The organism is Embleya sp. L77, assembly GCF_055557415.1.
This window is the reverse complement of sequence record NZ_CM145709.1, coordinates 836,062-861,091: the sequence shown is the minus strand read 5'-3', so window position 1 is coordinate 861,091 and position 25,030 is coordinate 836,062. Positions and strand designations below refer to the sequence as shown.

Here is a 25,030-nt window from a genome sequence, read left to right as displayed (position 1 = left end):
ATGGCACGCACGCCCGTCGCCGTACTTCGCCGGACCGTCCGCCCGACCGGCTCACAGTCGGAGGGTCCGTCGCCCGAACCGGCCGGAGGAAACGGCCGGTTCCGCCGCACGGGTCGGCCCGGTCGGTCCGGCCGTCCCCGTCGGTCCAAGCGCACGCGTCAACTGCACGGCGGGCCCCTGGTCTACCTGATCCTGGGCTTCGCGACGCTGCTCTCGGTCTTCCCGTTCTACTGGTCGATCGTCGCCGCCACCCGCAGCAACGCCGAAATCAACCACGTGCCACCGCCGTTCACGCCCGGCGGCAACCTGCTCGGCAACTTCGACAAGGCGCTCGACGAGGCCGACATCGTGCAGGCGTTGATCAACTCGACCATCGTGTCGGTCACGGTCGCGGCGGGCACCGTGTTGTGTTCGACGCTGGCCGGGTTCGCGTTCGCCAAACTGCGCTTCCGAGGCCGGGGCATCCTGCTCGGAATCACCGTGGCGACGATGATGATCCCGCCGCAACTGGGCCTGATCCCGCTGTTCATGATCATGGCGAAGCTGGAATGGGTGAACCAGCTCCAGGCCGTCATCCTGCCCACGTTGGTCACCGCGTTCGGCGTGTTCTTCATGCGGCAGTACCTGATGGAGGCGCTGCCGGACGAACTGATCGAGGCCGGCCGGGTGGACGGCGCGTCGTACGCGCGGATCTTCTGGTCGATCGTCATTCCGATCGCGCGCCCGGCGATGGCGGTACTCGGCCTGCTCACCTTCATGACCACGTGGAACGACTTCTTCTGGCCGATCATCGCGCTGTCGTCGAGCAACCCCACCGTGCAGGTCGCGATCAACTCGCTGGGTGGGGGATACGTACACGACCAGTCGATCATCCTGGCCGGGACGTTGCTCGGCACGCTGCCGGTATTGGTCGTCTTCGGCTTGCTCGGCAGGCAGATCGTCGGCGGCATCATGCAGGGCGCGGTCAAGGGGTGATCGTTCGAGGGCCGATCGAGCCGGGAGGGCCGACGTACCCCTACCCGGCGCGGATCGGCCCTGGCCGATCGGTCCGAGGACGGCGAGCCGATCCGGCGCCGATGAGCGCCGATGAGCGCCGATGAGCGCCGATGGGTGCCGAGCAGCGTCAAGCCAACCGGAGAAAGGGAAGCACCATCATGACCAACCACGCCCTGTCCACCCGCACAGCACCGACGAGCCTTCCCGTCGGCGGCTTCCCGCCCGGATTCGTCTGGGGCGCGGCCACCGCCGCCTACCAGATCGAGGGGGCCGTGGCCGAGGGCGGTCGCGCGCCGTCGATCTGGGACACCTTCAGTCGTACTCCCGGACGGGTGCACGCCGGGGACACCGGCGACGTGGCCACCGACCACTACCACCGCTATCGGGAAGACGTCGGGCTGATGTCCGAACTCGGCCTGGGCGCCTACCGGTTCTCCGTCGCATGGGCGCGGATTCAGCCCAGCGGCAGCGGTCCGGGCAACCCGGCCGGACTCGACTTCTACGACCGGCTCGTGGACGAACTGCTCGCGCACGGAGTGGATCCGTATCTGACGCTCTATCACTGGGACCTGCCGCAGGCCCTCCAGGACGCGGGCGGGTGGGGTGCGCGCGACACCGCGTCCCGGTTCGCCGAGTACGCGCGGATCGTCGCGGCCCGGCTCGGCGACCGAGTTCGTGACTGGACCACGCTCAACGAGCCGTGGTGCTCCGCGTTCCTGGGACACGGTTCGGGCGTACACGCGCCGGGACTGACCGATCCGGAGCTGTCCCTGCGTGCGCATCACCATCTGCTGCTCGCACACGGGCTCGGCGTGCGGGCGTTGCGGGCCGAACTGCCGGCCGGACACCGGATCGGGATCACGCTCAACACGGCCGCCGTACGCCCCACTTCGGACCGGCCGGCGGATCTGGACGCGGTGCGTCGGGTGGACGGCCTGGCCAACCGGATCTTCCTCGACCCGCTGCTGCGCGGGGCGTACCCGGCCGATGTGCTGGCGGACACCGCCTCGGTGACCGACTGGGCGTTCGTCCGGGACGGCGACCTCGCCGAGATCGCCCGACCGATCGACATGCTCGGGGTGAACTATTACACCCCCCTCCTGGTCGGCGGCGATGGCGGCGGCGAAGGCGGCGAAGGTGCTGACGCGGGAGCCGAGGTCGCCGGGCATCGTGACGACGGCCACGGTGCGAGCGCGTACTCGCCCTGGCCGGCCTGTGCGGACGTGCGGTTCACCCAGGCGCCCGGCGCGCGTACCGCGATGGGCTGGGGGATCGACCCGAGCGGCCTGTACGACGTGCTGGCGCGGATCCGGGAGGAGGCCCCGGACCTGCCGCTGATGATCACCGAGAATGGCGCGGCGTACGAGGACCATGTGGACGCGGCCGGCGCGATCGAGGATGTCGACCGGGCGGACTACATCGCCGCGCACATCGCGGAAGTGCGCCGGGCGATCGCGGACGGCGTGGATGTCCGGGGCTACTTCGTGTGGTCCCTGTTGGACAATTTCGAGTGGGCGTACGGCTACGCGAAGCGCTTCGGCATCGTGCACGTGGACTTCGCGACCGGTGGACGTACGCCCAAGTACAGCGCACGGTGGTATGCGTCGGTGATCGCCGGCAATCGGGAACTCCGGGCCGAGTCGGCGCGGGACGGGATGGGGAGCATTGACCAGCACTGACGGCCGGGGAGAGGCCGCACCGACGGCCGAACCGCCGACCCTGGAGACGGTGGCGGCGGTGGCCGGGGTGTCCCGGGCCACCGTCTCCCGGGTGATCAACAGCTCACCGAAGGTCAGCCCTCGGGTACGCGAGGTGGTCGAGGCGGCGATCGTGCGGACCGGATACGTGCCCAACCGTGCGGCCCGAACTCTGGTCACCCGGCGCACCGATTCGGTGGCGCTGGTCGTCCAGGAACCGGAGACCCGGCTGTTCGGCGACCCGTACCTGTCCGCGATCGTGCGCTCGGTGGGCACCGAACTCGCCGACACCGACCATCAGTTGGTGCTGATGATGGTGCGTACCCCGGCGCAGCAGGATCGGTTGGAGCGGTACCTGCGCGGCGGCCACGTGGACGGGGCGTTGTTGGTGTCGCTGCACGGGGACGACTCGTTGGCGGGTCGGCTGCACGACGCGGGCATCCCGGTGGTGGTCGGCGGTCGGCCGCTCGGCCCGGACGCCGACTTCGTCTACGTCGACGCGGACAACGTGGGCGGTGCGCGCGCCGCGGTCGAGCACCTGAGCGGCCGCGGTCGGGAGCGGATCGCCACCATCGCCGGACCGCAGGACATGTGCGCGGGTGTGGACCGGCTGCGCGGTTATCTGGACGCGGTGCCGGGGCCTGCGCTCGTTGCGCACGGCGACTTCAGTCGGGCCGGCGGGGCCGCGGCGATGCGGCGGTTGTTGGCGGAGGAGCCGGGGGTGGACGCGGTGTTCGCGGCGTCCGATCTGATGGCGGTCGGGGCGATGGCCGTGCTGGCGGAGGAGGGCAGGCGCATTCCGGAGGACGTGGCGGTGGTCGGGTTCGACGATGCGGACGTCGCGGGCTGGGCTGCGCCGGCGCTCACCACTGTGCGGCAACACGTGGCGAGGCAGGGGCGGTTGATGACGCGTCTGCTGCTGGAGCGGATCGGGGGCGGGGCGGTCGGCGACTCCGTGGTGTTGCCGACGACGTTGATCGAGCGGTCGTCGTCGTAACCCGCACCCACGGGGTTTCGGTCGGGCCGGAGGGGTTGGCTGGGCTTGGGCTTGGCTTGAGCTTGAGCTTGGGCTTTGGCGGGCTGGGGGTGGCTTCAGGCGCCGCGGGCCGGGCTGAGGGGTTTGGCTGGGGGCGGGGGTTGGTGGGCCTTCGGGGGCGTCAAGCGCCGGGCGGGCTGGGTGGCCTCACGCGCTGGGCCGGGCTGGTTTGGCCTCACGCGCCGGCGAGGCTGGTTTGACCTCAAGTGCCCGCCGAGGTGAGGGGATTGGCTGGGGCGGGGCGTTGCTGGTCTCGAGTGGCCTCTCGCGCCGGCCGGACTGATTCGGCCTCAAGCGCCTGCCGGGGCTGAAGGCTTCGGCTGGGGCGGGGCCTTGGAGGGCTTGGGGTGGCGTCAAACGCCTGCCGGGGCTGAAGGCTTCGACTGAGTCGAGGCTTTGCCAGGCTTGGGCGGCCTCAAGCGTCAGCCGGGTTGGTCCGGCGCCAAGCGCCGGCCGGCCCGAGCGTCCCTCGAACACCGGCCGGCTCGACGTCCTTGAGCGCCGGCGGCCTGATCGCCTCCGGCGTCGGCGGGGCTGGATTCCCCGGGCGCCGGCTGCCCCAACCGCTGCCGAACGCCTGACGCCCCGCCCGCTCCCAAACGCCCGACGCACCCGCCGGCTGCCCCAAGCGCTTGGCGCGTTGCCCCAAGCGCTTGACGCACCGGTTGCCCCCGAGGAGCGTCCCCGCCGCGTGGGTGTGTGAGGGCGGGGCGAGGGTGGTGGCTGTGGCCGTTGTTGGTGGATTGGGGGAGTGGCCACTCCTCCGGGGGTGCGCCGAAAGTGTGATGTCCAAATCGGGAAGTCGACACGATGATGAGGTCACTTTTCCGCGGATCAGGCCTCTGAGATGGGTGTTTTTCAGGCCGTATCACGTCAGGTGAGCGCTGGTGACCAGGACCCGATGTTCCGCCGGATGGGGTATCGCGCGATGATCTCCCGGTGACCGATACCTGTCTACCGATCCGCTGCGCGTGCGCGGGGGTACACCAGTGACCGGCGCCGGAACCGGCCTGTTGTTCTCTCCGTGGTTGTGGCTGGTGATGCCGCTGATCGTTTCCATCGACGCCGTGCTGCCGATCGTGCCGGGCGACGAACTCGTGATGGCCGCGGCGGCGGTCGCCGACGGTGACGTTCGGTACATCGCCCTGGTTCTGTTGACCGCGGGGATCGGTGCCTTCATCGGGGACCAGTGCGCCTACGCGGTGGGCCGCGCACGGCTGCGTCGCGGGGGCGACGCCGTGCTCGGGCCGCGCCGACAGAAAGCGATGGACCTGGCCCGAGGCGCGCTGGCCAAGGGCGGGATGTCCGCGCTGATCGCGGCTCGCTTCCTGCCCGGCGGCCGAACCGCGGTGAACATGCTCGCCGGCCGACTGGGCTATCCCCGCCCGCAGTTCCGCGCGGCGACGCTGGTCGGGGCGAGCATCTCGGTGTCGTACGCGATGACGGTCGGCACGTTGGCGGGACGCATCGTCGAGGACAGCCCGCTGCTGGTGGCACTCGGCGGAATGGCGCTGGGCGCCTCGGTGCCGTTGATCGTGGGAGTGCCGGCACGTGTCGTCCGCGAGGTCCGCCGCCGCCGCCATGTCGGCGAAGCAACGGCGACGGTGACGGCGACCGTCGAGGTCTGACCCGGCGGCGGCACTTCGCCATCGACCCCAGTGGGGCGCGGGATCACCATCGATCCCGCGCCCCACTCGCCTATCCGCCGACCGCAACGAGCTGTGCGGCCCGCCGCAAACGGTGTTCCCACAACGAGCCTTGCGCCGCACCGCGAACGGTGCACCCCGCCGCGACCCGTCCACCCGTCCCGCGCCGAGCCGAGCCGCGAACACCTCACCACCAGCGCGCCCACAAGTGCTACGCCGCCGCCCCACGCTCCGTCAGCATCGACCGCATCAGGTCGATCTCCGAACTCTGGCCCACCACCATCGTGTTCGCCAGATCCCGGACCTGCTGGACCTGGGCGCGCGCCACGCCCTCGCGGGCCATGGCCACACCCGCCTCGTGGTGCGTGATCATCAGCTGGAGGAACATCACCTCGGCGTCCTTGCCGTGCAACGTCGCCAGCTTGTCCAACTGCGCCTGCGTGGCCATGCCCGGCATCAGCTGGGTGTCCGCCCCGGCCGCCGGCGTGCCGTGCCCGGAGTGGCCCGGCATCGAACCCGGCGTCATCCACTGCATGACCGGCCGGGTCGAGCCGAGGGTGAGGCCCCACAGCTGGAGCCAGGACGCCATCCGGCCGATCTGCTCCTGCTGGGTCAGCGCGATGTCGTACGCGAGCTTGCGAGTCGCGTCGTCCTGGGTCAGGTCGCGGACCATCATCGCCATCTGTACGGCCTGCGCGTGGTGGGTGCGCATGTCGCGTGCGAACCCGGCGTCGACGGAATCGTCGGCGGGCGGGTTCGGCACCGCGGCCGGCGCCGGCCCCAGCGCACGGGTGGGCGCGGTCGCCGCGGCCGGTTTCGTCGAGTCGTCGGACGAACAGGCCGCCAGCGCGGGTACCGCGAGCAGCCCGGTCGCCACGATCAGCGCGACGCGTGCGCGGGGCCTCACGAGGTCGGCTTCCCGACCCCGCCCGTGCACGGCGAACCGGGCTCCGGAGTCTGCTTGCCTTCCTTGTACTCCTTGATGAACTGGTCCAGGCGCGGGTCGCTCGCGTTGTCCAGCTTCAGCTGCAGACCCCATGCCGAGGCGACGACCGGCTTGTCCAGCCCGTCGTAGGGGCTCAGCATCATGTACGTCTTGCCCTTGACCTTGGACTTGAGGATCTCCAGCTGGTCCGCGGGCAGATTCGACTGGTAGGTGATCCACACCGTGCCGTGCTCCAGCGAGTGCACACCGTTGCGGTTGGGGATCGGCGAGTCGTAGATCCCGCAGTTCTGCCAGACCGGGTCGTGCTCGCCGCCCACTGGCGGGGTCTGCTTGTAGGTGACGTCCTTGGGCTTGGAGATGTGCCCCTGTGACGCGGTGTACGCGGCCACCCCGGCTATGTCGCTCTTGGTGCTGGGGTCGGGCTTGACGTCGGCGATGACGTTGTTCGCGCTGCCCTTCTTGTCGCCGTCGTCGTTGGACGACATCACCACGGCGGTCAGTCCCGCCACCAGGGCGATGACCGCCGCGCCCGAGGCGGCGAAGATGATCGCCGAGCGGCGCTTGGCGGCCTTGCGCTCCTGCTCGCGCTGGGCGGCCACCCGCTCACGCGTTGCCGCCATTCTGGCCGTTCGCTGCGCCTTGCTCTGCTTCTTCGAGGTGTTGGGGGACTGTTGCCCCATGGCTCCGCCTTATTCCGATTCCGGATTCGTCTGTGGACCGTGCGAGGGTGTGCCGCGCGGATCACGTACGACTGACGCAGAGCACCGTCAGGTCGGAGGCGTCCTTGGCGGGCGTGGGCGCGAGCGCGATACCGATGGCGTCCGGTTCGGCCAGCCATGGCGGGAGCATCGAGCTGGGCGCGGGTGCGACCACCGGCGGCAGCGGCGGAACGGTGGCCGGCACACACGCGTGCGAGCGATCGCCGCACCGCCCCGAACCGTCGCCCTTGTCGTCCGGCCCGCCGTTGTCCCGGTCCTGGTGCGCGGTGTGATGGAAGGGACACACCGTCGGGATCGTCGCGGTCGAGGGCACCGACTCGGCGTGGATCGGGAACGCGCTGCCGAGCAGCGCGGCGCACGCCAGTACAGCCCCGGCCAACAGCCGGATCACCGGCCGCAGCGGGACTGCCAGCGAGGCCATCCGTTGCGTCACGGGCCCTATTCTCACCCGAACGAGTGGCCCTGTGGGAAGTCGGGGCACGATCTTTCGTCGTCGTGACGGGCACGGGACGGTGGATGCGAGGGTGCGGGCGTCTTCGCAGGTGTCTTGGCCGGCTTCCGCGCCGGCATCCCACCGGCGCCTGCGCCTCGGCGTGCCCACCGGGGGCCGGCGCCCGCCCGGGCCGGGGAAACCGAGGCAAGGTTCCCGCTCCCGGCTCGATAGCATCGGTGTGCGAGCGAGCCGAGCCCGGCCGCGCAGCACCCGCCAACCACATGTCAGGAGACGAACGGTGTCCGAAGCCCGAGTGACCATCAGCCGCGACCCGGACCGGGACGAGCGGGTGGTGACCACGGGCACTACGGCTGCCGAGCTCTTCGAGGGCGACCGCTCGGTGGTCGCCGCGCGCGTGGCCGGCCGGCTCGTGGACCTGGCGTACGTCCTGGTCGACGGCGACGAGATCGAGCCGGTCGGGATCGGCTCCCCGGACGGCCTGGACATCCTGCGCCACTCCGCCGCGCACGTGATGGCGCAGGCCGTGCAGGAGCTGTTCCCCGAGGCCAAGCTCGGCATCGGCCCGCCGATCAAGGACGGCTTCTACTACGACTTCGACGTCGAGACGCCGTTCCACCCCGACGATCTCAAGCGCATCGAGAAGAAGATGCAGGAGATCATCAAGCAGGGTCAGCGCTTCGCCCGCCGGGTCACCACCGACGAGGACGCGCGCGCCGAGCTGGCCGACGAGCCGTACAAGCTGGAGCTGATCGGGCTCAAGGGCTCCGCCGCCGAGGCCGCCGAGGGCGCCTCCGCGGAGGTCGGCGCCGGCGAGCTGACCATCTACGACAACCTGAACGCCAAGACCGGCGAGCTGTGCTGGAAGGACCTGTGCCGAGGCCCGCACCTGCCCACCACCCGCAACATTCCCGCGTTCAAGCTGATGCGCTCGGCCGCCGCCTACTGGCGCGGCAGCGAGAAGAACAAGCAGCTCCAGCGGATCTACGGCACCGCGTGGCCGAGCAAGGACGAGCTCAAGGCGTACACGACCTTCCTGGAGGAGGCCGAGAAGCGCGACCACCGCAAGCTCGGCGCCGAGCTGGACCTGTTCTCCATCCCCGAGGAGATCGGCTCCGGCCTGGCCGTCTTCCACCCCAAGGGCGGCATCATCCGCCGCACGATGGAGGACTACTCGCGCCGCCGGCACGAGGAGGCCGGCTACGAGTTCGTGTACACGCCGCACGCCACCAAGGGCAAGCTCTTCGAGCTGTCCGGCCACCTGGACTGGTACGCCGACGGCATGTACCCGCCGATGGAGCTGGACGAGGGCCAGAGCTACTACCTCAAGCCGATGAACTGCCCGATGCACAACCTGATCTACCGGGCCCGGGGGCGCTCGTACCGGGAGTTCCCGCTGCGCCTGTTCGAGTTCGGCACGGTCTACCGCTACGAGAAGTCGGGTGTGGTGCACGGGCTGACCCGCGCCCGCGGCTTCACCCAGGACGACGCGCACATCTACTGCACGCGCGACCAGATGGCGGGCGAGCTGGACTCGCTGCTGACCTTCGTGCTGAACCTGCTGCGCGACTACGGGCTCGACGACTTCTACCTGGAGCTGTCCACCAGGAACCCGGAGAAGTCGATCGGCACCGAGGAGAACTGGACCGAGGCCACCGAGACGCTGCGCCAGGCCGCGCAGAAGCAGGGCCTGGAACTGGTGGACGACCCGGGCGGCGCCGCGTTCTACGGCCCCAAGATCTCGGTCCAGGCCAAGGACGCGATCGGCCGCACCTGGCAGATGTCGACCATCCAGGTCGACTTCAACCTGCCGGAGCGCTTCGACCTCGAATACACCGCCTCGGACGGCACCCGGCAGCAGCCGGTGATGATCCACCGCGCGCTGTTCGGCTCGATCGAGCGCTTCTTCGCGGTCCTGCTGGAGCACTACGCGGGCAAGATGCCGCCGTGGCTCGCGCCGGTCCAGGTGGTCGGCATCCCGATCACCGAGGAGCACGTCCCCTACCTCGAAGAGGTCGCGGCCAAGCTCAAGGCGCACGGCATCCGGGTCGAGATCGACGACTCGGCGGACCGCATGCAGAAGAAGATCCGCAACGCGAACAAGTTCAAGATCCCGTACATGCTCCTGGCGGGCGACGAGGACGTACAGGCCGGCGCGGTGAGCTTCCGCTACCGCAGCGGCGAGCAGAACAACGGCGTGCCGGTCGACGACGCGGTGGCCGAGATCGTCAAGGCCGTCGGGGACCGCATCCAGATCTGACGCGGTGTCACCGGCCGCGGCCCGGGATCGCGCGACAGCGTGCGGTCACCGGGTCGCGGCCGGTCCCGGCCCACGGCATATGCTTCCTGGCATGACGAGCGAGCCCGAGATGCAGGACGGGGTTGGGGGGCCGGATGCCTTTGCCCGGCTGTGGACTCCCCATCGGATGGCGTACATCAAGGGTGAGAACAAGCCGTCGGGGCCGACTCCCGACGACGGGTGCCCGTTCTGCCGGATTCCGTCGCTGAGCGATGTCGACGGGCTCGTCGTCGCGCGGGGCGAGCAGGTCTACGCGGTGCTGAATCTGTACCCGTACAACGGCGGCCACCTGATGGTGGTGCCCTACCGGCACGTCGCGGACTACACCGACCTGGACGACGCGGAGACGATCGAGCTCGCCCGGTTCACCAAGCTCGCGATGGCCACCCTGCGCAAGGTGTCCGGTGCGCAGGGGTTCAACATCGGGATGAACCAGGGCCACGTCGCCGGGGCGGGGATCGCCGCGCACCTGCACCAGCACCTGGTGCCGCGCTGGGGCGGCGACACCAACTTCATGCCCGTGGTCGGGCACACCAAGGTGCTCCCGCAACTGCTCGCGGACACCCGCGAGATGTTGGCCTCCGCGTGGCCGGTCGACTGACCGGATCGGTCGGCACCCCGGGGGTGCGGGCGCGCCGCGGGCGGGGCGGGCGCGCTCGGAGCCGGTGGGCGGAGGCGGTCCGATGGCAGGATCCAAGCGGCTGTTGTCAAGGAGAAGAGCTTTGAGCGCACGACCGGTTCTCGTGTACGACGGCGACTGCGGTTTTTGTACCCGGTCGGTGGAGTTCGCCCGGAAGCACATCCCGTTCGATGCCGACGTGGTGGCCTGGCAGTTCGCCGAACTCGAGGAGCTCGGCGTCGAGCAGCACCGCGCCGAGCACGAGGTGTTGTGGGTGACTCCCGTGGGCACCGTGTACGGCGGCCATCACGCGGTGGCCAAGCTGCTGATGAACGCCGGCGGCCCGTGGGCGCTGGCCGGCGCCGCCCTGCGGGTGCAGCCGGTGAGTATCGCCGCGCACGGCGTGTACCGCCTGGTCGCGGACAACCGCGACCGCATGCCCGGCGGGACTCCCGCGTGTGCCATGCCGGCGCACCTGCGGCCGGACACCGTCACCGCGCACGGGTGAGTCGCGGGTTCGCCCTCGCGGTGGCCGCGGCGTCGGTCGCCGCGTACCTCGCGCTCGGCCTGTTCGGATCGGGCGACGCGTGGTGGCTCGGCGACCTGGCGGTGTATCGCTCGGGCGGAGCGGACGTGCTCGCCGGACACGGCGAGTTGTACACGGTCCGGCCCGGGCGGCTCCCGTTCACCTACACGCCGTGGGCCGGCCTGGTGTTCACGCCGCTGGCGTGGCTGCCGTGGGTGGCGGTCAAGGCGCTGGGCGTGGCGGCGAACCTGGTCCTGGTCGCGGTGGCCACATGGCTCGCCTGGGGGGTGGCCGGACTGCGCGGCGATCGGGTGCGGGCCACCGCGTTGACCGCCGCGGCGCTGCTGTGGACCGAGCCGGTGCAGGAGAACCTGCGCTTCGGGCAGATCAACCTGCTGCTGCTGGTGCTGGTCCTGTGGGACTTCTCCCGCCCGCGTGGGGCCCGGCTGGTCGGCGTCGGCGTGGGGCTCGCGGCCGGGCTCAAGCTGACGCCGGTGATCTTCATCCCGTACCTGCTGCTGACCGGACGGGTGCGCGAGGCGGCGACCGCGTTGGGGACGTTCGTCGGCACGATCGCGGTGGCGTTCGTGGTGCTGCCGCGTGAGTGCGTGGACTACTGGGGCGGACTGTTCTTCGACGATGCTCGGATCGGTCTGGCCCAGTTCCCCGGCAACCAGTCGTTGCACGGTGCGGTGGCTCGACAGTTCGGCGCGGACCCGGCGCCGGGCCTGCTGTGGCCACTGCTCGCGACGGTGGTGGCGGCGCTGGGGATGACGCTCGCCGTGCGTGCCGCGCGGCGCGGCGCGGAGCTCACCGGCATGGGACTGTGCGCGTTGACCGCGCTGTTGGTGTCGCCGATCTCCTGGACGCACCACTGGGTGTGGGCGCTGCCCCTGGTGATCCTGCTGGTGGATCGGGTTCGGCGGACCCGGGCGTGGCCGGACGTGGTGGCGCTCGCCGCCCTGTGCGCCCTTGCGGCGGCGTATCCGATGGACCGGCCCCGGGTGGCCGGCGTGCTGCCCGCCGGACTCGTGTGGACGGTGCCTTTCGGCGACGATCGCGAGCTGCACCTGCGGGGGTGGCAATTGCTCGCGGGCAACGCCTATGTGATCGCGGGTGTGTGCGTGCTGATCGGTTGTCTGATCTCCTGGGTGATCGCCGACCGGGACGGGTCCGGATCTCACCCGTTTGCCCGGTTCGGCGCCGCTCGCCGATCAGCGGATCGATCCGGTTCCCAGGGTTTGGTCCCGTAGGCGCGGACGCCCTGCGCGGCCCACGGCTCCACAGCCCGCCCGTCTCGGCCGTATACCCCCTGCGGCCTGCGATCGCACCGCCCAGCGGTGGCCATCCAAACCGGCGTTCGTAGACTTGTCCTATGTTCCCGCGGGGCGTCGAGCGCTCCGCGGACCTTCGTGGCAAGGCGGTACCGGATGCACGGCAGGGCCCGCCGGATCGGCATATCCACCGCGATACTCCTGCTGTGCACGCTGCTGGTGTCGACGCTCACCAGTGCCACCAAGGGTCCGCGCCCCACCGGCCCCCTCCTGATGGGTGGCGTCGCCGGCGAACCCGGTGCGCTGCAGATCGTGCCCACCGACGCCCCCGCCCGACCGCCCACCGCCGCGGAGCGCGCGTGGCTGGACGCCGGGCACGTGCCGGGCGATACCGCCGGTCGCCGGGACATGGCCGAGCGGGCCCTGCGCGATCTGCGGCTGCTCACCCGACCGGACGGCGCGGTGACCGCGTCCTGGCACAGCTTCTGGTCCAACGTCTGGCCGCGGGACGGAAGTTGGGTGGCCGCGGCGTACACCGCGACGGGACACCCCGACGATGCCCTGCTCGTCCTTCGGCACCTGGCCGGTCTGCAACGCGCAGACGGGACGTGGGAGGCGCGCTATACGGTCGAGGGGATCGCCCCCGACCGGCGCGAGGCGCAGCAGGACGGCAGCGGCTGGATGCCGTGGGCGGTGTGGTTCTGGTACGTCGCACAGGACCCGAACGCCCCCGCGACCCGCGCGGGCCTGGCCGAGTTGTGGCCCGCGGTGCGTGCCGCCGCCGATCATGTCGCTGGAAGTCTGCAACGGTCCGGGCTGCCGCCGGCGGGCCCGGACTACTGGGAGAAGCGCACGGATCAGATCACCCTGGGTACCGCCGCGCCGCTGCTGGCCGGCCTGCGCGCCTCCGCCGACCTGGCCCGCCGGATGGGCGACCCGGCGGCGAATCGGTGGTCCGCCGCCGCGTCCCGGCTCGACACCGGGATCCGCACCTGGTTCGGCGCGTACGGCTATCAGCGCACGCCGAGCTCCTCGGGCGGTGAGGACAGCGCGGTGACCTGGCTGGGGCCGCCGTTCGCGGGTCCCGATGCCAAGGTCGACTCGGCCGTGCGGCGCACAGCCGACCGGCTGACCCTGCCCAACGGCGGTGTCCTGCCCGGTCTGGACTGGGCCGGCGACCCGTCCACCGCGTGGACGCCGGAGACCGCGTCCTTCGCGCTGTACGACGCCGCGTCGGGACATCCGGCGGCGGCCGCTCGTCGGTTGGACTGGCTCGCGGCGCACCGCACCGCCTACGGCTCGCTCCCGGAGAAGGTGGCCGCGGACGGCACGCCGGCTTCGGTGGCGCCGCTGGCCTGGACCGGCGCCGCGGTGCTGCTCGCGCTGGTGGCTACGGAACGAGCACTGCCGGCTCCGCCTGTGTGACCGATCGCTGGGGCCGAACCCGCCGAAGGCCGGCCCGCAGCCTCGCGTCGACCTTCTCCCACGGCACGAACGCGGTGAAGCAGATCACCGTCGGCAGGAAGTGGATCTCGATGCTCAGGTACGTCAACAGGTGGAAGCCCAGCCAGAAACACACCGCGAAGAACAGCCACCAGCGGCGCAGCACCAGCATCACCGGCGCGAGCAATTCGGCGATCATCATCACCCACTGGCCGAGTTGGAGCAGTAGCGGATGGTCCTGGAGGGGTCGGGCGAACCCGGTCCCGCGTCGCTCGATCGCCCAGTAGAAGGTGGCGCCGGTCACCCAGCGGAAGCCGGACTCGCGGATCTTGGCCCAGGCCGCGAAGAAGTAGCTCAGCACCACCGACATCTGCATGCACCGGATCACCCAGCCGGCTCGCTCGTCGCTGTGCCGGTCCCGAAATCGGGCTCGTCCGGCGGTGGGCAGCAACCACAGCGTGACGGTGATGGCGAAGTGATCGTGGTCGATCTTCCCGTAGGACATGTAGACGAATTCCCACCACGTGAACGCCACCGCCATCACCGTGCCGGACAGCCGGGGCAAGATGCCGAGCGCGGCGATCGGCGCGCCGATGAACATCACCATCCGCAGCGTCTCGGCCAGGGCCGGGGTGGGCACCGGCAGTTGCAGCGTCTCCGCCAGCCAGACCGGCTGGTACAGCGACGCGGGCAGGTGTGCGTTGCCCATCGTGCCCTTGGTCAGCGCGGTGATGTCGTACAGCACGAAGAGGTAGACGAACAGCCGGATCCAGGCGATCCGCAGGACCGGGACCGAGGGGTACCACCAGCGTCGGGCGGCCCGGACCCAGCCCGCGGCGCCCTCCGCTGCGGTGCTCACTTGACCTCCCACTGGGTCAGCGTCTCGGTGAAGCGGCGTTCCTCGGCGGCGTCGCGCAGCACGACCGTCTCGCGCATCAGATAGAGCCGCAGATAGTGCGGATCGTGCGGGTAGCGCTCGCGTTGGTTCTTGGCCAATTGCTGGAGCAGGCTCGGATCCTGGAGGAACTTCCAGAGCTGGCCCTCCAACTGGGCGCGGCTCATGCCCGAATGCGCCATCGGGATGTGGATGCGCCTGCCGTCCGTGGTGTCGGCGTCGACGTAATTCGACTCGATCACGCCGTTGGGATCGGTGCGGAACGCGTACTGGGTGAGCGGGCCGAAGGGGAACGCCATGTCGGTGCCCCAGATCGCGCCGCGCAACAAGGCGCCGAAAATCAGTACGGTCACCACCGCGCGCCAGCCCAGGCGGAAACCGCGGGATGTGCGCGGACGTCGTGTCGAGCCTTCGGACCCCCGATTGTTCACCCGCATATTGAACGCCATCCGCCGGGCACCCGGCACCTCGGGTGTGCGGCGGATGGCGGATCGCGGCACTAGTCGTCGGGCTGCGAGGTGACCTTCGCCGCGAGTTGCGGGGGCATCGGGTCGTGGCGGCAGTAGGCGCGGGAGAATTGGCCGGTGCCGTGGCTGATCGAGCGGAGGTCGATCGCGTAGCGGCTGATCTCGATCTCCGGGACCTCGGCGCGGATCAGGGTGCGGCCCGAGCCGGTCGGTTCGGTGCCCACCACTCGGCCCCGGCGCGAACTCAGGTCGCTGAGTACGCCGCCGACGTACTCGTCGGAGACGGTGACGCGTACCTCCGAGACCGGTTCGAGCAGGTGGATCCGGGTGGCTGCGGCGGCCTCGCGCAGCGCCAGCGCGCCGGCCATCTGGAAGGCCATGTCGGAGGAGTCGACCGAGTGCGCCTTGCCGTCGGTCAGCGTCACGCGCAGGTCGACCATCGGATAGCCGGCCGCGACGCCCTTCTCCATCTGCGCCCGGACGCCCTTCTCCACGGAGGGGATGAAGTTGCGCGGTACCGCGCCGCCGAAGACCTTGTCGACGAACTCGAAGCCGGATCCGCCCGGCAGCGGTTCGACGTCGATCTCGCAGATCGCGAACTGGCCGTGTCCGCCGGACTGTTTCACGTGTCGACCGCGCCCGCTGGCCTTCTCCGCGAACGTCTCGCGCAGCGAGACCTTGTGCGCGACCGCGTCCACCGCGACGCCGTAGCGGCTGCGCAGCCGGTCGAGGAGCACCTCGACGTGCGCCTCGCCCATGCACCACAGGACCAGCTGGTGGGTGTCGGTGTTGTGCTCCAGGCGCAGCGTGGGGTCCTCGGCGACCAGGCGGGCCAGCGACTGGGAGAGCTTGTCCTCGTCGGCCTTGCTGTGCGCGCGGATGGCGACCGGCAGCAGCGGGTCGGGCATCATCCACGGCTCCATCAGGAGCGGATCGTCCTTGTCCGAGATGGTGTCGCCGGTCTCGGCCCGGGTCAGCTTGGCGATCGCGACGATGTCGCCGGCGATGCCGCGGTTGAGCGAGCGCTGGTGTTTGCCCAGCGGGATCGACATCGCGCCGATCCGCTCGTCCAGGTCGTGGTCCTCGTGTCCGCGATCGGCCATGCCGTGTCCGGAGACGTGCACCGTCATGTCCGGGCGCAGCGTGCCGGAGAAGATCCGGACCAGCGAGATCCGGCCCACGTACGGGTCGGACGTCGTCTTGACCACCTCGGCCGCGAGCGGGCCCTCGGGGTCGCAGGTCAGCGGGTCGCGGGGCTTGCCGTCGGGGGTGGTGACCGGCAGCACCTCGTGCTCGGGCGGTGCCGGGCAGGCCCGGACGATGCCCTCCAGGAGTTCGATGGTGCCCAGCCCGTCGGGGGCGACCGCGAGCACCGGGTAGAACGAGCCGCGGGCGACGGCCGTCTCCAGGTCGGCGATGAGCGTGTCGACGTCGATCTGCTCGCCGGAGAGGTAACGGTCCATCAGGGACTCGTCCTCGCTCTCCGCGATGATGCCCTCGATCAGCCGGTTGCGGGCGTCCTCGATCAGCGGCAGGTGCTCGGGGTCGGGGTCCAGCGTTCGGCGGGTGCCGGAGGAGTAGTCGTAGACCCGCTGGGTGAGCAGGCCCATCAGGCCCGCGACGCCCTCGTCCTCGCCGTGCAGCGGCAGGTACAGCGGCAGCACGGTGTCCGAGTCGGGGTCGCCGAACACCCGCTGGCAGATCAGCACCATCTCGTCGAAGTCGGCGCGCGCCTGGTCGAGTTTGGTGATCACGATCGCGCGGGGCATGCCGACCGAGGCGCACTCGTCCCAGAGCATCCGGGTGGAGCCGTCCACGCCGTCGGCGGCCGAGACCACGAACAGCGCGGCGTCCGCGGCGCGCAGGCCCGCGCGCAGGTCGCCGACGAAGTCCGCGTAGCCGGGGGTGTCGAGCAGGTTGATCTTCACGCCCTCGAATTCGACGGGCGACAACGACAGCGCCACCGAGCGGTGCTGGCGGTGTTCGATGTCCTCGAAATCGGACACGGTCGTCCCGTCCTCGACGCGACCGGCCCGGGGAATCGTCCCGGTCGCCACGAGCAGGGACTCCACCAATGTCGTCTTGCCCGCCCCCGTGTGGCCCACCAGCACCACGTTGCGCACCGAGTCCGGGCTCGCCGGCGCGGTTACCCTGCCGACGGTTCCGGCGCTAGCTCCGGATTTGTCCGCCATGTGCCACCTCCTGGTTGTCCATGTCGTGCGGTCGTCGTCGACGTCCCCGTACGCACAGGTGCCAGGGCCTGTCCGTCCGATTCCGGCGGGTCCGTCGAGATCGGACGGACAGGCTCTTGTCGGTCGTCGGTACGCCAACGTCCGCAAATCGATTCCTGAACGGCAGCATTGCCCCGACGTCCGACCGAGTACAAGTGTCCCCGCCGGATGCGCTGTTCTCCAACGCGGCACGCCCGGGTACGGCACGCCCGGGCGATGGGGGGCCCGGGAGGTGCGACCGCGTCAGTACGATGGGCGCACCAGGCGGGTCGAGTCCCTCGGATCCCCCGCCGCCCCGGCAATCCTTCGGGAAGGCGATGCTCAACAAATACGCTCGTGCCTTCTTCACGCGTGTGCTCACCCCGTTCGCGAGTTTTCTGCTGCGCCACAACGTGAGTCCGGACACGGTGACGCTGATCGGCACCCTCGGGGTGGTCGTCGCGGCGCTGGTGTTCTTCCCGATCGGCTGGTTCCTCACCGGCACGCTGGTCATCACCGCGTTCATCTTCTCCGACCTGGTCGACGGCAACATGGCGCGCCAGTTGGGCCGCTCGACCAAATGGGGGGCCTTCCTGGACTCCACGCTGGACCGGGTGGCGGACGCCGCGATCTTCGGCGCGCTGGCGATCTGGTTCGCCGGTGACGGCGACAACCTGCGCATGTGCATCCTGGCGATCTTCTGCCTCGGATCCGGCCAGGTCGTGTCGTACTGCAAGGCCAGGGCCGAGAGCCTGGGCCTGGCCTGCGACGTCTCCGGGCTGATCGAGCGTGCCGAGCGGCTGGTCATCTCGCTGGTGGCGACCGGCCTCGACGGACTGGGTGTCCCCTACATCCAGGAGGCCGCGCTGTGGTTCATCGCGGTGGGCAGCCTGATCACGGTCTTCCAGCGGATGATCGCGGTGTATCGCTCGGCATCCGCGATCGACAACGCGGTGTCCGGGGGTGACAAGGCATGACCGACCTCGGGCAGCGGCTGGCCGACACCGGGTACGCCCTGGGCTGGTCCGTGGTCAAGCGGTTGCCCGAACCGGTCGCCACCGCCGCCTTCCGGCGGATCGCCGACCTGGTCTGGCGGCGGCGCGGCGGCGGCGTGCTCCAACTGGAGGCCAATCTGCGTCGCGTGGTGGGGCCCGATGCCACGCCCGAGCAACTTCGCGCGCTCTCGCGCGAGGGCATGCGCTCCTACCTGCGCTACTACCAGGAGGCGTTTCGGCTGCCGGTCTGGGACCGGCAGGCGGTGCTGGCCCGGATGGAGTGCGACCTGACCCTGATGGACGCGTGCAGCGCCCGCGGCAAGGGCGTGATCTTCGCGCTCCCGCACATGGGCAACTGGGACCACGCCGGCGCCTGGATCACGCTCAAGGGCTATCCGTTCACCACGGTCGCCGAACGCCTGAAGCCGGAGTCGCTGTACAAGCGCTTCCTGGACTATCGCGAGTCGCTGGGCATGGAGGTGCTGCCGCTCACCGGCGGCGAGGGCAACACGTTCGGCACGCTGGCGCGCCGGCTGCGCGAGGGCCGGCTGTTGTGCCTGCTCTCCGACCGCGACCTGACCGCCGGCGGCGTGCCGGTGACCTTCTTCGGCGAGCGGACCCGGATGGCCGCGGGCCCGGCGGCGCTGGCCGTGCAGACCGGCGCGGCGCTGATTCCGGTCACCCTGCACTGGGAGGGCACGGTCCTCCAGGGCACGCTGCATCCGGAGATCGAGGTGCCCGCCGAGGGCACCCGCCGGGAGAAGATCGCGGTGATGACCCAGCAGGTCGCCGACGCCTACGCCCGGGGGATCGCGCGCGACCCGCAGGACTGGCACATGCTCCAGCCGCTGTGGCTCGCCGATCTGGACCAACGCCGGCTCGCCCGGATCGGGGAGGCCAAGTGAGGATCGGCGTCGTGTGCCCCTACTCGTGGGACGTGCCGGGCGGTGTGCAGTACCACGTGCGGGACCTCGCGGCGAACCTGATCGCGCGCGGACACGAGGTGTCGGTGCTGGCGCCGGCGGACGACGACACCCCGCTGCCGGACTACGTGGTGCCGGCCGGGCGGGCCGTACCGGTGCGCTACAACGGCTCGGTGGCCCGGCTCAACTTCGGCTTCCTGTCCGCCGCGCGGGTGCGTCGGTGGATCCACGACGGGCACTTCGACGTGCTGCACATCCACGAACCGGCCACGCCCAGCCTGTCGTTGCTCGCGTGCTGGGCCGCGTCCGGCCCGGTGGTGGCCACCTTCCACACCTCCAACACCCGCTCGCGCGCGATGATCGCGGCCTACCCGATTTTGCAGCCGGCGCTGGAGAAGATCAGCGCGCGGATCGCGGTCAGCGAGTACGCGCGCCGCACCCTGGTCGAGCACCTCGGCGGCGACGCGGTGGTCATCCCCAACGGTGTGGACGTCGGCTTCTTCGCCGACGCCCCCGTGGAGCCGATGTGGCAGGGCACCCCCGAGGCGCCCACCATCGGCTTCATCGGCCGGATCGACGAGTCGCGCAAGGGGCTGCCCACGCTGATCGAGGCGTTCCCGCGGATCGTCGAGGCGTTCCCGGGCGTGCGGCTGCTGGTGGCCGGGCGCGGCGACGCGGAGGAGGCGGTGCAGGACCTGCCGCAGGCGTTGCGCGGCCAGGTCACCTTCCTGGGCATGGTCAGCGACCTGGACAAGGCCCGGCTGCTGCGCAGCGTGGACGTGTACGTGGCGCCCAACACCGGGGGCGAGAGCTTCGGGATCATCCTGGTCGAGGCGATGTCGGCGTCGGCGCCGGTGCTGGCGAGCGACTTGGACGCGTTCCGGCAGGTGCTGGACGGCGGGCGCGCGGGGGAGTTGTTCGCGGTGGAGGAGGCCTCGGCGCTCGCCGCCGCCGCGATCGCGCTGTTGCGCGATCCGATGCGCAGGCACGCGCTGCGGGAGGTCGGGCGCAAGCATGTGCAGCGTTACGACTGGGAGACCGTGGGGACGGACATCCTGGGCGTGTACGAGACGGTCACCGCGGGGGCGCCGGCGGCGTGAAGCCGGCCCGGCCGGCGTCGGAGGCCGGTGCGGGGGCGGGGCATAGGGTCGCCGGGTGATGACTGTCATCTGGATCCTGCTGGCCGTGCTCGCGGTCGGCGTCTATCTGAGCTGGACCGCGGGGCGGCTCGACCGGTTGCATGCGCGGGTGGACTCGAGCCGGGCCGCGTTGGACGCGCAGTTGTTGCGGCGTTCGGCGGTCGCGCAGGAGATCGCCACCTCCGGGCTGCTCGATCCGGCCTCCTCGCTCGTGTTGGCCGGCGCCGCGCACGAGGCGCGCAACGCGGCCGAGGACGAGCGCGAGGTCGCGGAGAGCGACCTGACCCGCGCGCTGCGGTTCCTGTTCGAGGACCCCGCCCAGGCGGAGGACCTGCGGGCCCGGCCCGGCGGCGCGGAACTGGTCGCCGAACTGCAGACCGCGGTGCGGCGCGTGCCGATGGCCCGGCGCTTCCACAACGACGCGGTCCGCGGCGCCCGCGCGGTGCGCCGGCACCGGTTGGTGCGCTACCTGCGGCTCGCGGGCCATGCCCCGTACCCGGTCACCTTCGAGATGGACGACGAGGAACCGCGCACATTGCAGCCCGGTGGTTCCTGACGAGAGCCACGCAAAGGCCACCGTGGACAGATTGGCCCGGGTAATTCGCCGGGGTGGCATGACATTAGGATCCACATCACCCGTACGATGGAGCCAACCGTCGTCGTTCGCATCTGTGTGAGGTCATCCGTGTCCACCACCCCCGCAAGCCCCCAGACCGGCACCGACCTGGTCAAGCGCGGCATGGCCGAGCAGCTCAAGGGCGGCGTGATCATGGACGTCGTCAACGCCGAGCAGGCCAAGATCGCCGAGGACGCGGGCGCGGTCGCCGTCATGGCGCTCGAGCGCGTGCCGGCCGACATCCGCAAGGACGGCGGCGTCGCGCGCATGTCCGACCCGGACATGATCGACGGCATCATCGGCGCCGTGTCCATCCCGGTGATGGCCAAGGCCCGGATCGGCCACTTCGCCGAGGCCCAGGTCCTGCAGTCGCTCGGTGTGGACTACATCGACGAGTCCGAGGTGCTCACCCCGGCCGACGAGTCGAACCACATCAACAAGTGGAGGTTCACCACTCCCTTCGTGTGTGGTGCGACCAACCTCGGCGAGGCGCTGCGCCGGATCACCGAGGGTGCGGCGATGATCCGCTCCAAGGGTGAGGCCGGCACCGGCAACGTGGTCGAGGCGACCCGGCACATGCGCACCATCCTCAAGGACATCAAGCAGCTCTCGGTGCTGGACGAGGACGAGCTGTTCGTCGCGGCGAAGAACCTCCAGGCGCCGTACGCGCTGGTCAAGGAGGTCGCCGAGGCCGGCAAGCTGCCCGTCGTGCTGTTCACCGCGGGCGGCATCGCCACCCCGGCCGACGCGTCGATGATGATGCAGCTCGGCGCCGAGGGCGTGTTCGTCGGCTCGGGCATCTTCAAGTCCGGCGACCCGGCCAAGCGGGCCAAGGCGATCGTGGACGCGACCCTGCACTTCGACGACCCGGACGTGATCGCCAAGGTCTCGCGCGGTCTGGGCGAGGCGATGGTCGGCATCAACATCGACACCCTCCCGGCCGAGCAGCGCTACGCCGGCCGCGGCTGGTAGTTCGCGCCGTCGAGTCCCTCGCGTCTCGAACGGCACACCGCGCGCCCGCGAACAGCACGTCGCGCACTCGAACAAGCTGTGAGCCGGGCCCGGACGCGATCGCGTCCGGGCCCGGCTCGGTACCTACGACCGGACGAGGTTGACGTGTCCACCACTCCCATCATCGGTGTCCTCGCCCTCCAGGGCGACGTGCGCGAACACGCCATCGCGCTGGCCGAACTCGACGCGATCGCGCGCCCGGTGCGCAAGGCCGAGGAGTTCGCCGAGCTCGACGCGCTGGTCATACCCGGCGGCGAGTCGACCACGATGTCCAAGCTCGCGGTGTCCTTCGGGCTGTTCCCGGCGCTGCGCGAGCGGGTCGCGGGCGGCATGCCGGTCTACGGCTCGTGTGCGGGCATGATCATGCTCGCCGACAAGATCCTGGACGGCCGCGAGGACCAGGAGACCGTCGGCGGGATCGACATGATCGTGCGGCGCAACGCGTTCGGCCGGCAGAACGACTCGTTCGAGGCCGACGTCCCCTTCGCCGGCCTGGCCGGCGGCGACCCCGTCCACGGCGTGTTCATCCGCGCCCCGTGGGTCGAGTCGGTGGGCGCCGAGGTCGAGGTGCTCGCCCGACTGACCGCCGAGCCGTACGCGGACCGCGTCGTCGCGGTACGCCAGGGCAACCTGCTCGCCACGTCCTTCCACCCGGAGCTCACCCCCGACCGGCGGGTGCACGCGTACTTCGTGGACATGGTCCGTGCCACGCTCTGAGTCCGCGCGCCGGTAGGATCTTCCAGCCTGTACAGGCCCGTGCAGTGCACCCGCGACCCGAAGGAGTAGAGGCGGATGTCCGGCCACTCGAAGTGGGCGACCACCAAGCACAAAAAGGCCGTCATCGACGCCAGGCGCGGAAAGCTCTTCGCCAAGCTGATCAAGAACGTCGAGGTGGCGGCGCGCACCGGCGGCGGTGACATCGCCGGCAACCCGACGCTCTACGACGCCATTCAAAAGGCCAAGAAGTCCTCGGTCCCCAACGACAACATCGACCGCGCGGTCAAGCGCGGCTCCGGTGCGGAGGCCGGCGGCGCCGACTACCAGTCGATCACGTACGAGGGGTACGGACCGAACGGTGTCGCGGTGCTGATCGAGTGCCTCACCGACAACCGCAACCGCGCGGCGTCGGACGTGCGGGTCGCGATGACCCGCAACGGCGGCTCGATGGCCGACCCGGGCTCGGTGTCGTACATGTTCACCCGCAAGGGTGTCGTGATCGTGCCGAAGAACGACCTGAGCGAGGACGACGTGCTGGGCGCGGTGCTCGATGCCGGCGCCGAGGAGGTCAACGACCTCGGCGACACCTACGAGGTGGTCAGCGAGGCGACCGACATGGTCGCCGTGCGCACCGCGCTCGTGGACGCCGGGATCGACTACGACTCGGCGGACGCCAACTTCATCCCCAGCGTCTCGGTCGAGCTGGACGAAGAGGGCGCACGCAAGATCTTCCGACTGATCGAGGCGCTGGAGGACAGCGACGACGTCCAGGAGGTCTGGGCGAACTTCGACGTCTCGGACGAGATCATGGAGAGCATCAACGCGGAATAGTCGCGATCCGCGAACGCGCGTGGGGCCGGCGGCAACTGCCGCCGGCCCCACGCGCGTTCGAGTCCCTGCCTACGGGTTGGTGTTTATCACGTACAGCAGGAAGCCCACGTACCACCCGGCGAACGCCGCCCCGGCGACCAGCACCGAGATCACCACGCCGCGCGGCCACTTGGCCATCAGCCGGGCCAGCGGCAGCACGATGGTGAAGGCCGGCAGCATGAAGCGCGGCTTGGAGTGGAAGAACCAGCCGTTGCTCGTGGTCAGCGCCAGGAACATCACCACGCCGCCGTACACGTGCACCGGCAGCGGGATCCGGCGGTCCCGGAAGGACCAGATCATCAGGGCCACGGACAGGATGATCACGAACGTGCAGACCACGTAGATCGGCCGACCCAGGTGGGTGAGGTATCGGGCCATCCACTGGACGGTGCTTATGCCCCAGTCGAACCGCAGGTTGAAGGCCTTGTCCTGGATCCACACCCACCCGTCGGGGCGACCGGCCAGCCAGCCCACCCAGGCGATGAAGCCCACGCACGCCAGCGGCGAGACCAGCGTGGCCAGCACCGGCCGGCGGGCCTGCGGGGCCAGCAGCCCGACCCGGGTGCCGTCCTCGCGGCGGCCCAGCACGATCGCCAGCGCGGCCACGCCCATGGCCGCGACCAGGCCGAAGGCGGTGTTCCGGGTCAGGCCCGCGAACAGGCACAGGGCGCAGGCCGAAGTCCACTGGCGGCGCACCAGGGCCAGCAGACCCCAGGACGCGAAGGCCACGAACAGCGCCTCGGAGTAGACCATGGTGAGCACCATCGAGCCCGGCGCGACGCCCCACAGGAGCGCGAACAGGGTGGCCACCTTGTGGTTGCCGGTGAGTTCGCGCCCGAGTGCGTACAGCCCCCAGGCCGCCACCACGCCGGCCGACACGGTGACGACCATGCCGGCGTTGAGCGCGGACAGGCCGGTCACGTTGCCGACGAGGCGGACCGCCCAGGGGTAGCCGGGGAAGAACTCGACGTTGGTCCAGTACGGCTTGCCGGCCGGCGAGACCGGGATCTTGTCGACGTAGCCGAAGTCCGCGATGTCGCGGAACCACACGCCGTCCCACGAGCCGACCATGGACCAGAACGGCTTCCCGGTCGCCAACGCCATCACGCCGAGCACCGCGAGGTTGATCGCGCGCGCGAGCAGGTAGCCGAGTACCGCGGTGCGGGCCGGGCGGAAGGAGGCGCTCGCGCGGTGCGCGAAGTCGACGACGCCGGCCCGCAGGCGGTCGGGGAGACCGTCGGCGAAGGCGCCGTCGGCGGGCGCCGGCATCCTGATCGCACCCTTCTCGGCGGCCGGCGGGGTCTCGGCGACCGGCATGGACGGCGACGGCATGAAAACCTTCCGGGCGGCGAGCGAGGGCAGTCTCCAACCGACCCTAGCGTCGCCTGTGCGGGCTCCCGCGCGGCGACCGGGCCGCTTGGGCAACGATCGTCACAGGGCTGTCATCGGGGTGTTATCGACCGGGACAAGCGTACGTGTCGCTCGAACGAGTGATCACGGAGTGGCGGTACCGAGGGGATCGGCGCGGCTGCACT

General features: G+C 70.6%; 23 protein-coding genes. 16 read left to right on the top strand and 7 right to left on the bottom strand.

What is annotated here, in order from left to right:
* The 4 genes from ACZOOI_RS03605 to ACZOOI_RS03590 all read left to right on the top strand — a co-directional run bounded on the left by ACZOOI_RS03605 (position 1) and on the right by ACZOOI_RS03590 (position 5,357).
* Entirely contained in the window at positions 1-975 is a 975-nt protein-coding gene (locus ACZOOI_RS03605) for a carbohydrate ABC transporter permease (RefSeq protein ID WP_465279364.1), read from the top strand.
* Between the two features lie 179 nt (positions 976-1,154).
* Entirely contained in the window at positions 1,155-2,675 is a 1,521-nt protein-coding gene (locus tag ACZOOI_RS03600) for a glycoside hydrolase family 1 protein (RefSeq protein WP_465279363.1), read from the top strand.
* Entirely contained in the window at positions 2,662-3,690 is a 1,029-nt protein-coding gene (locus ACZOOI_RS03595; protein ID WP_391587594.1) for a LacI family DNA-binding transcriptional regulator, read from the top strand. The genes ACZOOI_RS03600 and ACZOOI_RS03595 overlap by 14 nt, the downstream gene beginning before the upstream one ends.
* Positions 3,691-4,718: 1,028 nt before the next feature.
* Positions 4,719-5,357, top strand: a complete 639-nt coding sequence (locus ACZOOI_RS03590) for a DedA family protein (RefSeq protein WP_465279362.1) — start codon at positions 4,719-4,721, stop codon at positions 5,355-5,357.
* A gap of 229 nt (positions 5,358-5,586) precedes the next feature.
* Here ACZOOI_RS03590 and ACZOOI_RS03585 read toward each other — a convergent pair whose 3' ends face one another.
* The 3 genes from ACZOOI_RS03585 to ACZOOI_RS03575 form a co-directional block, all read right to left on the bottom strand.
* Positions 5,587-6,282 carry a DUF305 domain-containing protein gene (locus ACZOOI_RS03585; protein ID WP_465279361.1) on the bottom strand — a complete coding sequence of 232 codons (696 nt, stop codon included), beginning with the start codon at positions 6,280-6,282 and terminating at the stop codon, positions 5,587-5,589.
* Positions 6,279-7,001, bottom strand: a complete 723-nt coding sequence (locus ACZOOI_RS03580; protein WP_465279360.1) for a DUF3105 domain-containing protein — start codon at positions 6,999-7,001, stop codon at positions 6,279-6,281. The genes ACZOOI_RS03585 and ACZOOI_RS03580 overlap by 4 nt, the downstream gene beginning before the upstream one ends.
* A gap of 61 nt (positions 7,002-7,062) precedes the next feature.
* The gene (locus tag ACZOOI_RS03575; protein WP_465279359.1) at positions 7,063-7,473 is read right to left on the bottom strand and encodes a hypothetical protein; all 411 of its coding nucleotides are present in this window, start codon (positions 7,471-7,473) and stop codon (positions 7,063-7,065) included.
* Positions 7,474-7,771: 298 nt separating this feature from the next.
* On the opposite strand from ACZOOI_RS03575, the gene thrS reads away from it, so the two are divergent.
* From thrS to ACZOOI_RS03550, 5 genes are all read left to right on the top strand, one after another.
* Entirely contained in the window at positions 7,772-9,751 is a 1,980-nt protein-coding gene (gene thrS / locus ACZOOI_RS03570; protein WP_465279358.1) for a threonine--tRNA ligase, read from the top strand.
* 79 nt (positions 9,752-9,830) lie between these two features.
* Positions 9,831-10,391: an HIT family protein gene (locus ACZOOI_RS03565; protein WP_391587587.1), complete on the top strand. Its 561-nt coding sequence runs from the start codon at positions 9,831-9,833 to the stop codon at positions 10,389-10,391.
* Between the two features lie 121 nt (positions 10,392-10,512).
* A complete protein-coding gene (locus tag ACZOOI_RS03560) occupies positions 10,513-10,917 on the top strand; it encodes a thiol-disulfide oxidoreductase DCC family protein (RefSeq protein ID WP_465279357.1) in 405 nt (134 codons plus the stop codon).
* Positions 10,914-12,188: a glycosyltransferase 87 family protein gene (locus ACZOOI_RS03555; protein ID WP_465279356.1), complete on the top strand. Its 1,275-nt coding sequence runs from the start codon at positions 10,914-10,916 to the stop codon at positions 12,186-12,188. The genes ACZOOI_RS03560 and ACZOOI_RS03555 overlap by 4 nt, the downstream gene beginning before the upstream one ends.
* Positions 12,189-12,365: 177 nt before the next feature.
* Positions 12,366-13,634 carry a glycoside hydrolase family 15 protein gene (locus ACZOOI_RS03550; RefSeq protein WP_465279355.1) on the top strand — a complete coding sequence of 423 codons (1,269 nt, stop codon included), beginning with the start codon at positions 12,366-12,368 and terminating at the stop codon, positions 13,632-13,634.
* Here the strand turns inward: ACZOOI_RS03550 and ACZOOI_RS03545 are convergent.
* The 3 genes from ACZOOI_RS03545 to ACZOOI_RS03535 form a co-directional block, all read right to left on the bottom strand.
* Positions 13,600-14,511 (bottom strand): hypothetical protein, encoded by a 912-nt coding sequence (locus tag ACZOOI_RS03545; RefSeq protein ID WP_465279354.1) that lies wholly within the window; start codon positions 14,509-14,511, stop codon positions 13,600-13,602. The two genes, ACZOOI_RS03550 and ACZOOI_RS03545, sit on opposite strands and share 35 nt — an antisense overlap.
* Positions 14,508-14,900: a hypothetical protein gene (locus tag ACZOOI_RS03540; protein WP_465279353.1), complete on the bottom strand. Its 393-nt coding sequence runs from the start codon at positions 14,898-14,900 to the stop codon at positions 14,508-14,510. Before ACZOOI_RS03540 ends, ACZOOI_RS03545 begins: the two co-directional genes overlap by 4 nt.
* A 146-nt stretch (positions 14,901-15,046) precedes the next feature.
* Positions 15,047-17,206 carry an elongation factor G-like protein EF-G2 gene (locus ACZOOI_RS03535; RefSeq protein ID WP_465279352.1) on the bottom strand — a complete coding sequence of 720 codons (2,160 nt, stop codon included), beginning with the start codon at positions 17,204-17,206 and terminating at the stop codon, positions 15,047-15,049.
* A gap of 290 nt (positions 17,207-17,496) precedes the next feature.
* Between ACZOOI_RS03535 and pgsA the strand changes: the two genes are divergently transcribed.
* The 7 genes from pgsA (at position 17,497) to ACZOOI_RS03500 (ending at position 23,456) form a co-directional block, all read left to right on the top strand.
* A complete protein-coding gene (gene pgsA, locus ACZOOI_RS03530) occupies positions 17,497-18,201 on the top strand; it encodes a phosphatidylinositol phosphate synthase (RefSeq protein WP_465279351.1) in 705 nt (234 codons plus the stop codon).
* Entirely contained in the window at positions 18,198-19,124 is a 927-nt protein-coding gene (locus tag ACZOOI_RS03525; RefSeq protein ID WP_465279350.1) for a phosphatidylinositol mannoside acyltransferase, read from the top strand. The genes pgsA and ACZOOI_RS03525 overlap by 4 nt, the downstream gene beginning before the upstream one ends.
* The gene (locus tag ACZOOI_RS03520; RefSeq protein WP_465279349.1) at positions 19,121-20,242 is read left to right on the top strand and encodes a glycosyltransferase family 4 protein; all 1,122 of its coding nucleotides are present in this window, start codon (positions 19,121-19,123) and stop codon (positions 20,240-20,242) included. Before ACZOOI_RS03525 ends, ACZOOI_RS03520 begins: the two co-directional genes overlap by 4 nt.
* Before the next feature lie 58 nt (positions 20,243-20,300).
* Entirely contained in the window at positions 20,301-20,837 is a 537-nt protein-coding gene (locus tag ACZOOI_RS03515; RefSeq protein ID WP_355542609.1) for a LemA family protein, read from the top strand.
* An 87-nt stretch (positions 20,838-20,924) separates the two neighbouring features.
* The gene (gene pdxS, locus ACZOOI_RS03510) at positions 20,925-21,869 is read left to right on the top strand and encodes a pyridoxal 5'-phosphate synthase lyase subunit PdxS (protein ID WP_391587577.1); all 945 of its coding nucleotides are present in this window, start codon (positions 20,925-20,927) and stop codon (positions 21,867-21,869) included.
* Positions 21,870-22,013: 144 nt separating this feature from the next.
* Positions 22,014-22,625: a pyridoxal 5'-phosphate synthase glutaminase subunit PdxT gene (gene pdxT, locus ACZOOI_RS03505; protein WP_465279348.1), complete on the top strand. Its 612-nt coding sequence runs from the start codon at positions 22,014-22,016 to the stop codon at positions 22,623-22,625.
* A gap of 75 nt (positions 22,626-22,700) precedes the next feature.
* The gene (locus ACZOOI_RS03500; RefSeq protein ID WP_391587575.1) at positions 22,701-23,456 is read left to right on the top strand and encodes a YebC/PmpR family DNA-binding transcriptional regulator; all 756 of its coding nucleotides are present in this window, start codon (positions 22,701-22,703) and stop codon (positions 23,454-23,456) included.
* A gap of 69 nt (positions 23,457-23,525) precedes the next feature.
* Here the strand turns inward: ACZOOI_RS03500 and ACZOOI_RS03495 are convergent, their stop codons facing one another.
* Positions 23,526-24,827 carry a mannosyltransferase family protein gene (locus ACZOOI_RS03495; protein ID WP_465279347.1) on the bottom strand — a complete coding sequence of 434 codons (1,302 nt, stop codon included), beginning with the start codon at positions 24,825-24,827 and terminating at the stop codon, positions 23,526-23,528.
* Between the last annotated feature and the right edge of the window lie 203 nt (positions 24,828-25,030).

What these genes read in the sequence shown, in the direction of transcription:
- ACZOOI_RS03515 (WP_355542609.1), top strand. Translation starts at nt 20,301, where the DNA reads ATGACTGTCATCTGGATCCTGCTGGCCGTGCTCGCGGTCGGCGTCTAT.
- ACZOOI_RS03600 (WP_465279363.1), top strand. Translation starts at nt 1,155, where the DNA reads ATGACCAACCACGCCCTGTCCACCCGCACAGCACCGACGAGCCTTCCC.
- pgsA (WP_465279351.1), top strand. Translation starts at nt 17,497, where the DNA reads ATGGGCGCACCAGGCGGGTCGAGTCCCTCGGATCCCCCGCCGCCCCGG.
- ACZOOI_RS03550 (WP_465279355.1), top strand. Translation starts at nt 12,366, where the DNA reads ATGCACGGCAGGGCCCGCCGGATCGGCATATCCACCGCGATACTCCTG.
- ACZOOI_RS03565 (WP_391587587.1), top strand. Translation starts at nt 9,831, where the DNA reads ATGCTTCCTGGCATGACGAGCGAGCCCGAGATGCAGGACGGGGTTGGG.
- ACZOOI_RS03525 (WP_465279350.1), top strand. Translation starts at nt 18,198, where the DNA reads ATGACCGACCTCGGGCAGCGGCTGGCCGACACCGGGTACGCCCTGGGC.
- ACZOOI_RS03500 (WP_391587575.1), top strand. Translation starts at nt 22,701, where the DNA reads ATGTCCGGCCACTCGAAGTGGGCGACCACCAAGCACAAAAAGGCCGTC.
- ACZOOI_RS03580 (WP_465279360.1), bottom strand. Translation starts at nt 7,001, where the DNA reads ATGGGGCAACAGTCCCCCAACACCTCGAAGAAGCAGAGCAAGGCGCAG.
- ACZOOI_RS03495 (WP_465279347.1), bottom strand. Translation starts at nt 24,827, where the DNA reads ATGCCGTCGCCGTCCATGCCGGTCGCCGAGACCCCGCCGGCCGCCGAG.
- ACZOOI_RS03605 (WP_465279364.1), top strand. Translation starts at nt 1, where the DNA reads ATGGCACGCACGCCCGTCGCCGTACTTCGCCGGACCGTCCGCCCGACC.
- ACZOOI_RS03535 (WP_465279352.1), bottom strand. Translation starts at nt 17,206, where the DNA reads ATGGCGGACAAATCCGGAGCTAGCGCCGGAACCGTCGGCAGGGTAACC.
- pdxS (WP_391587577.1), top strand. Translation starts at nt 20,925, where the DNA reads ATGGAGCCAACCGTCGTCGTTCGCATCTGTGTGAGGTCATCCGTGTCC.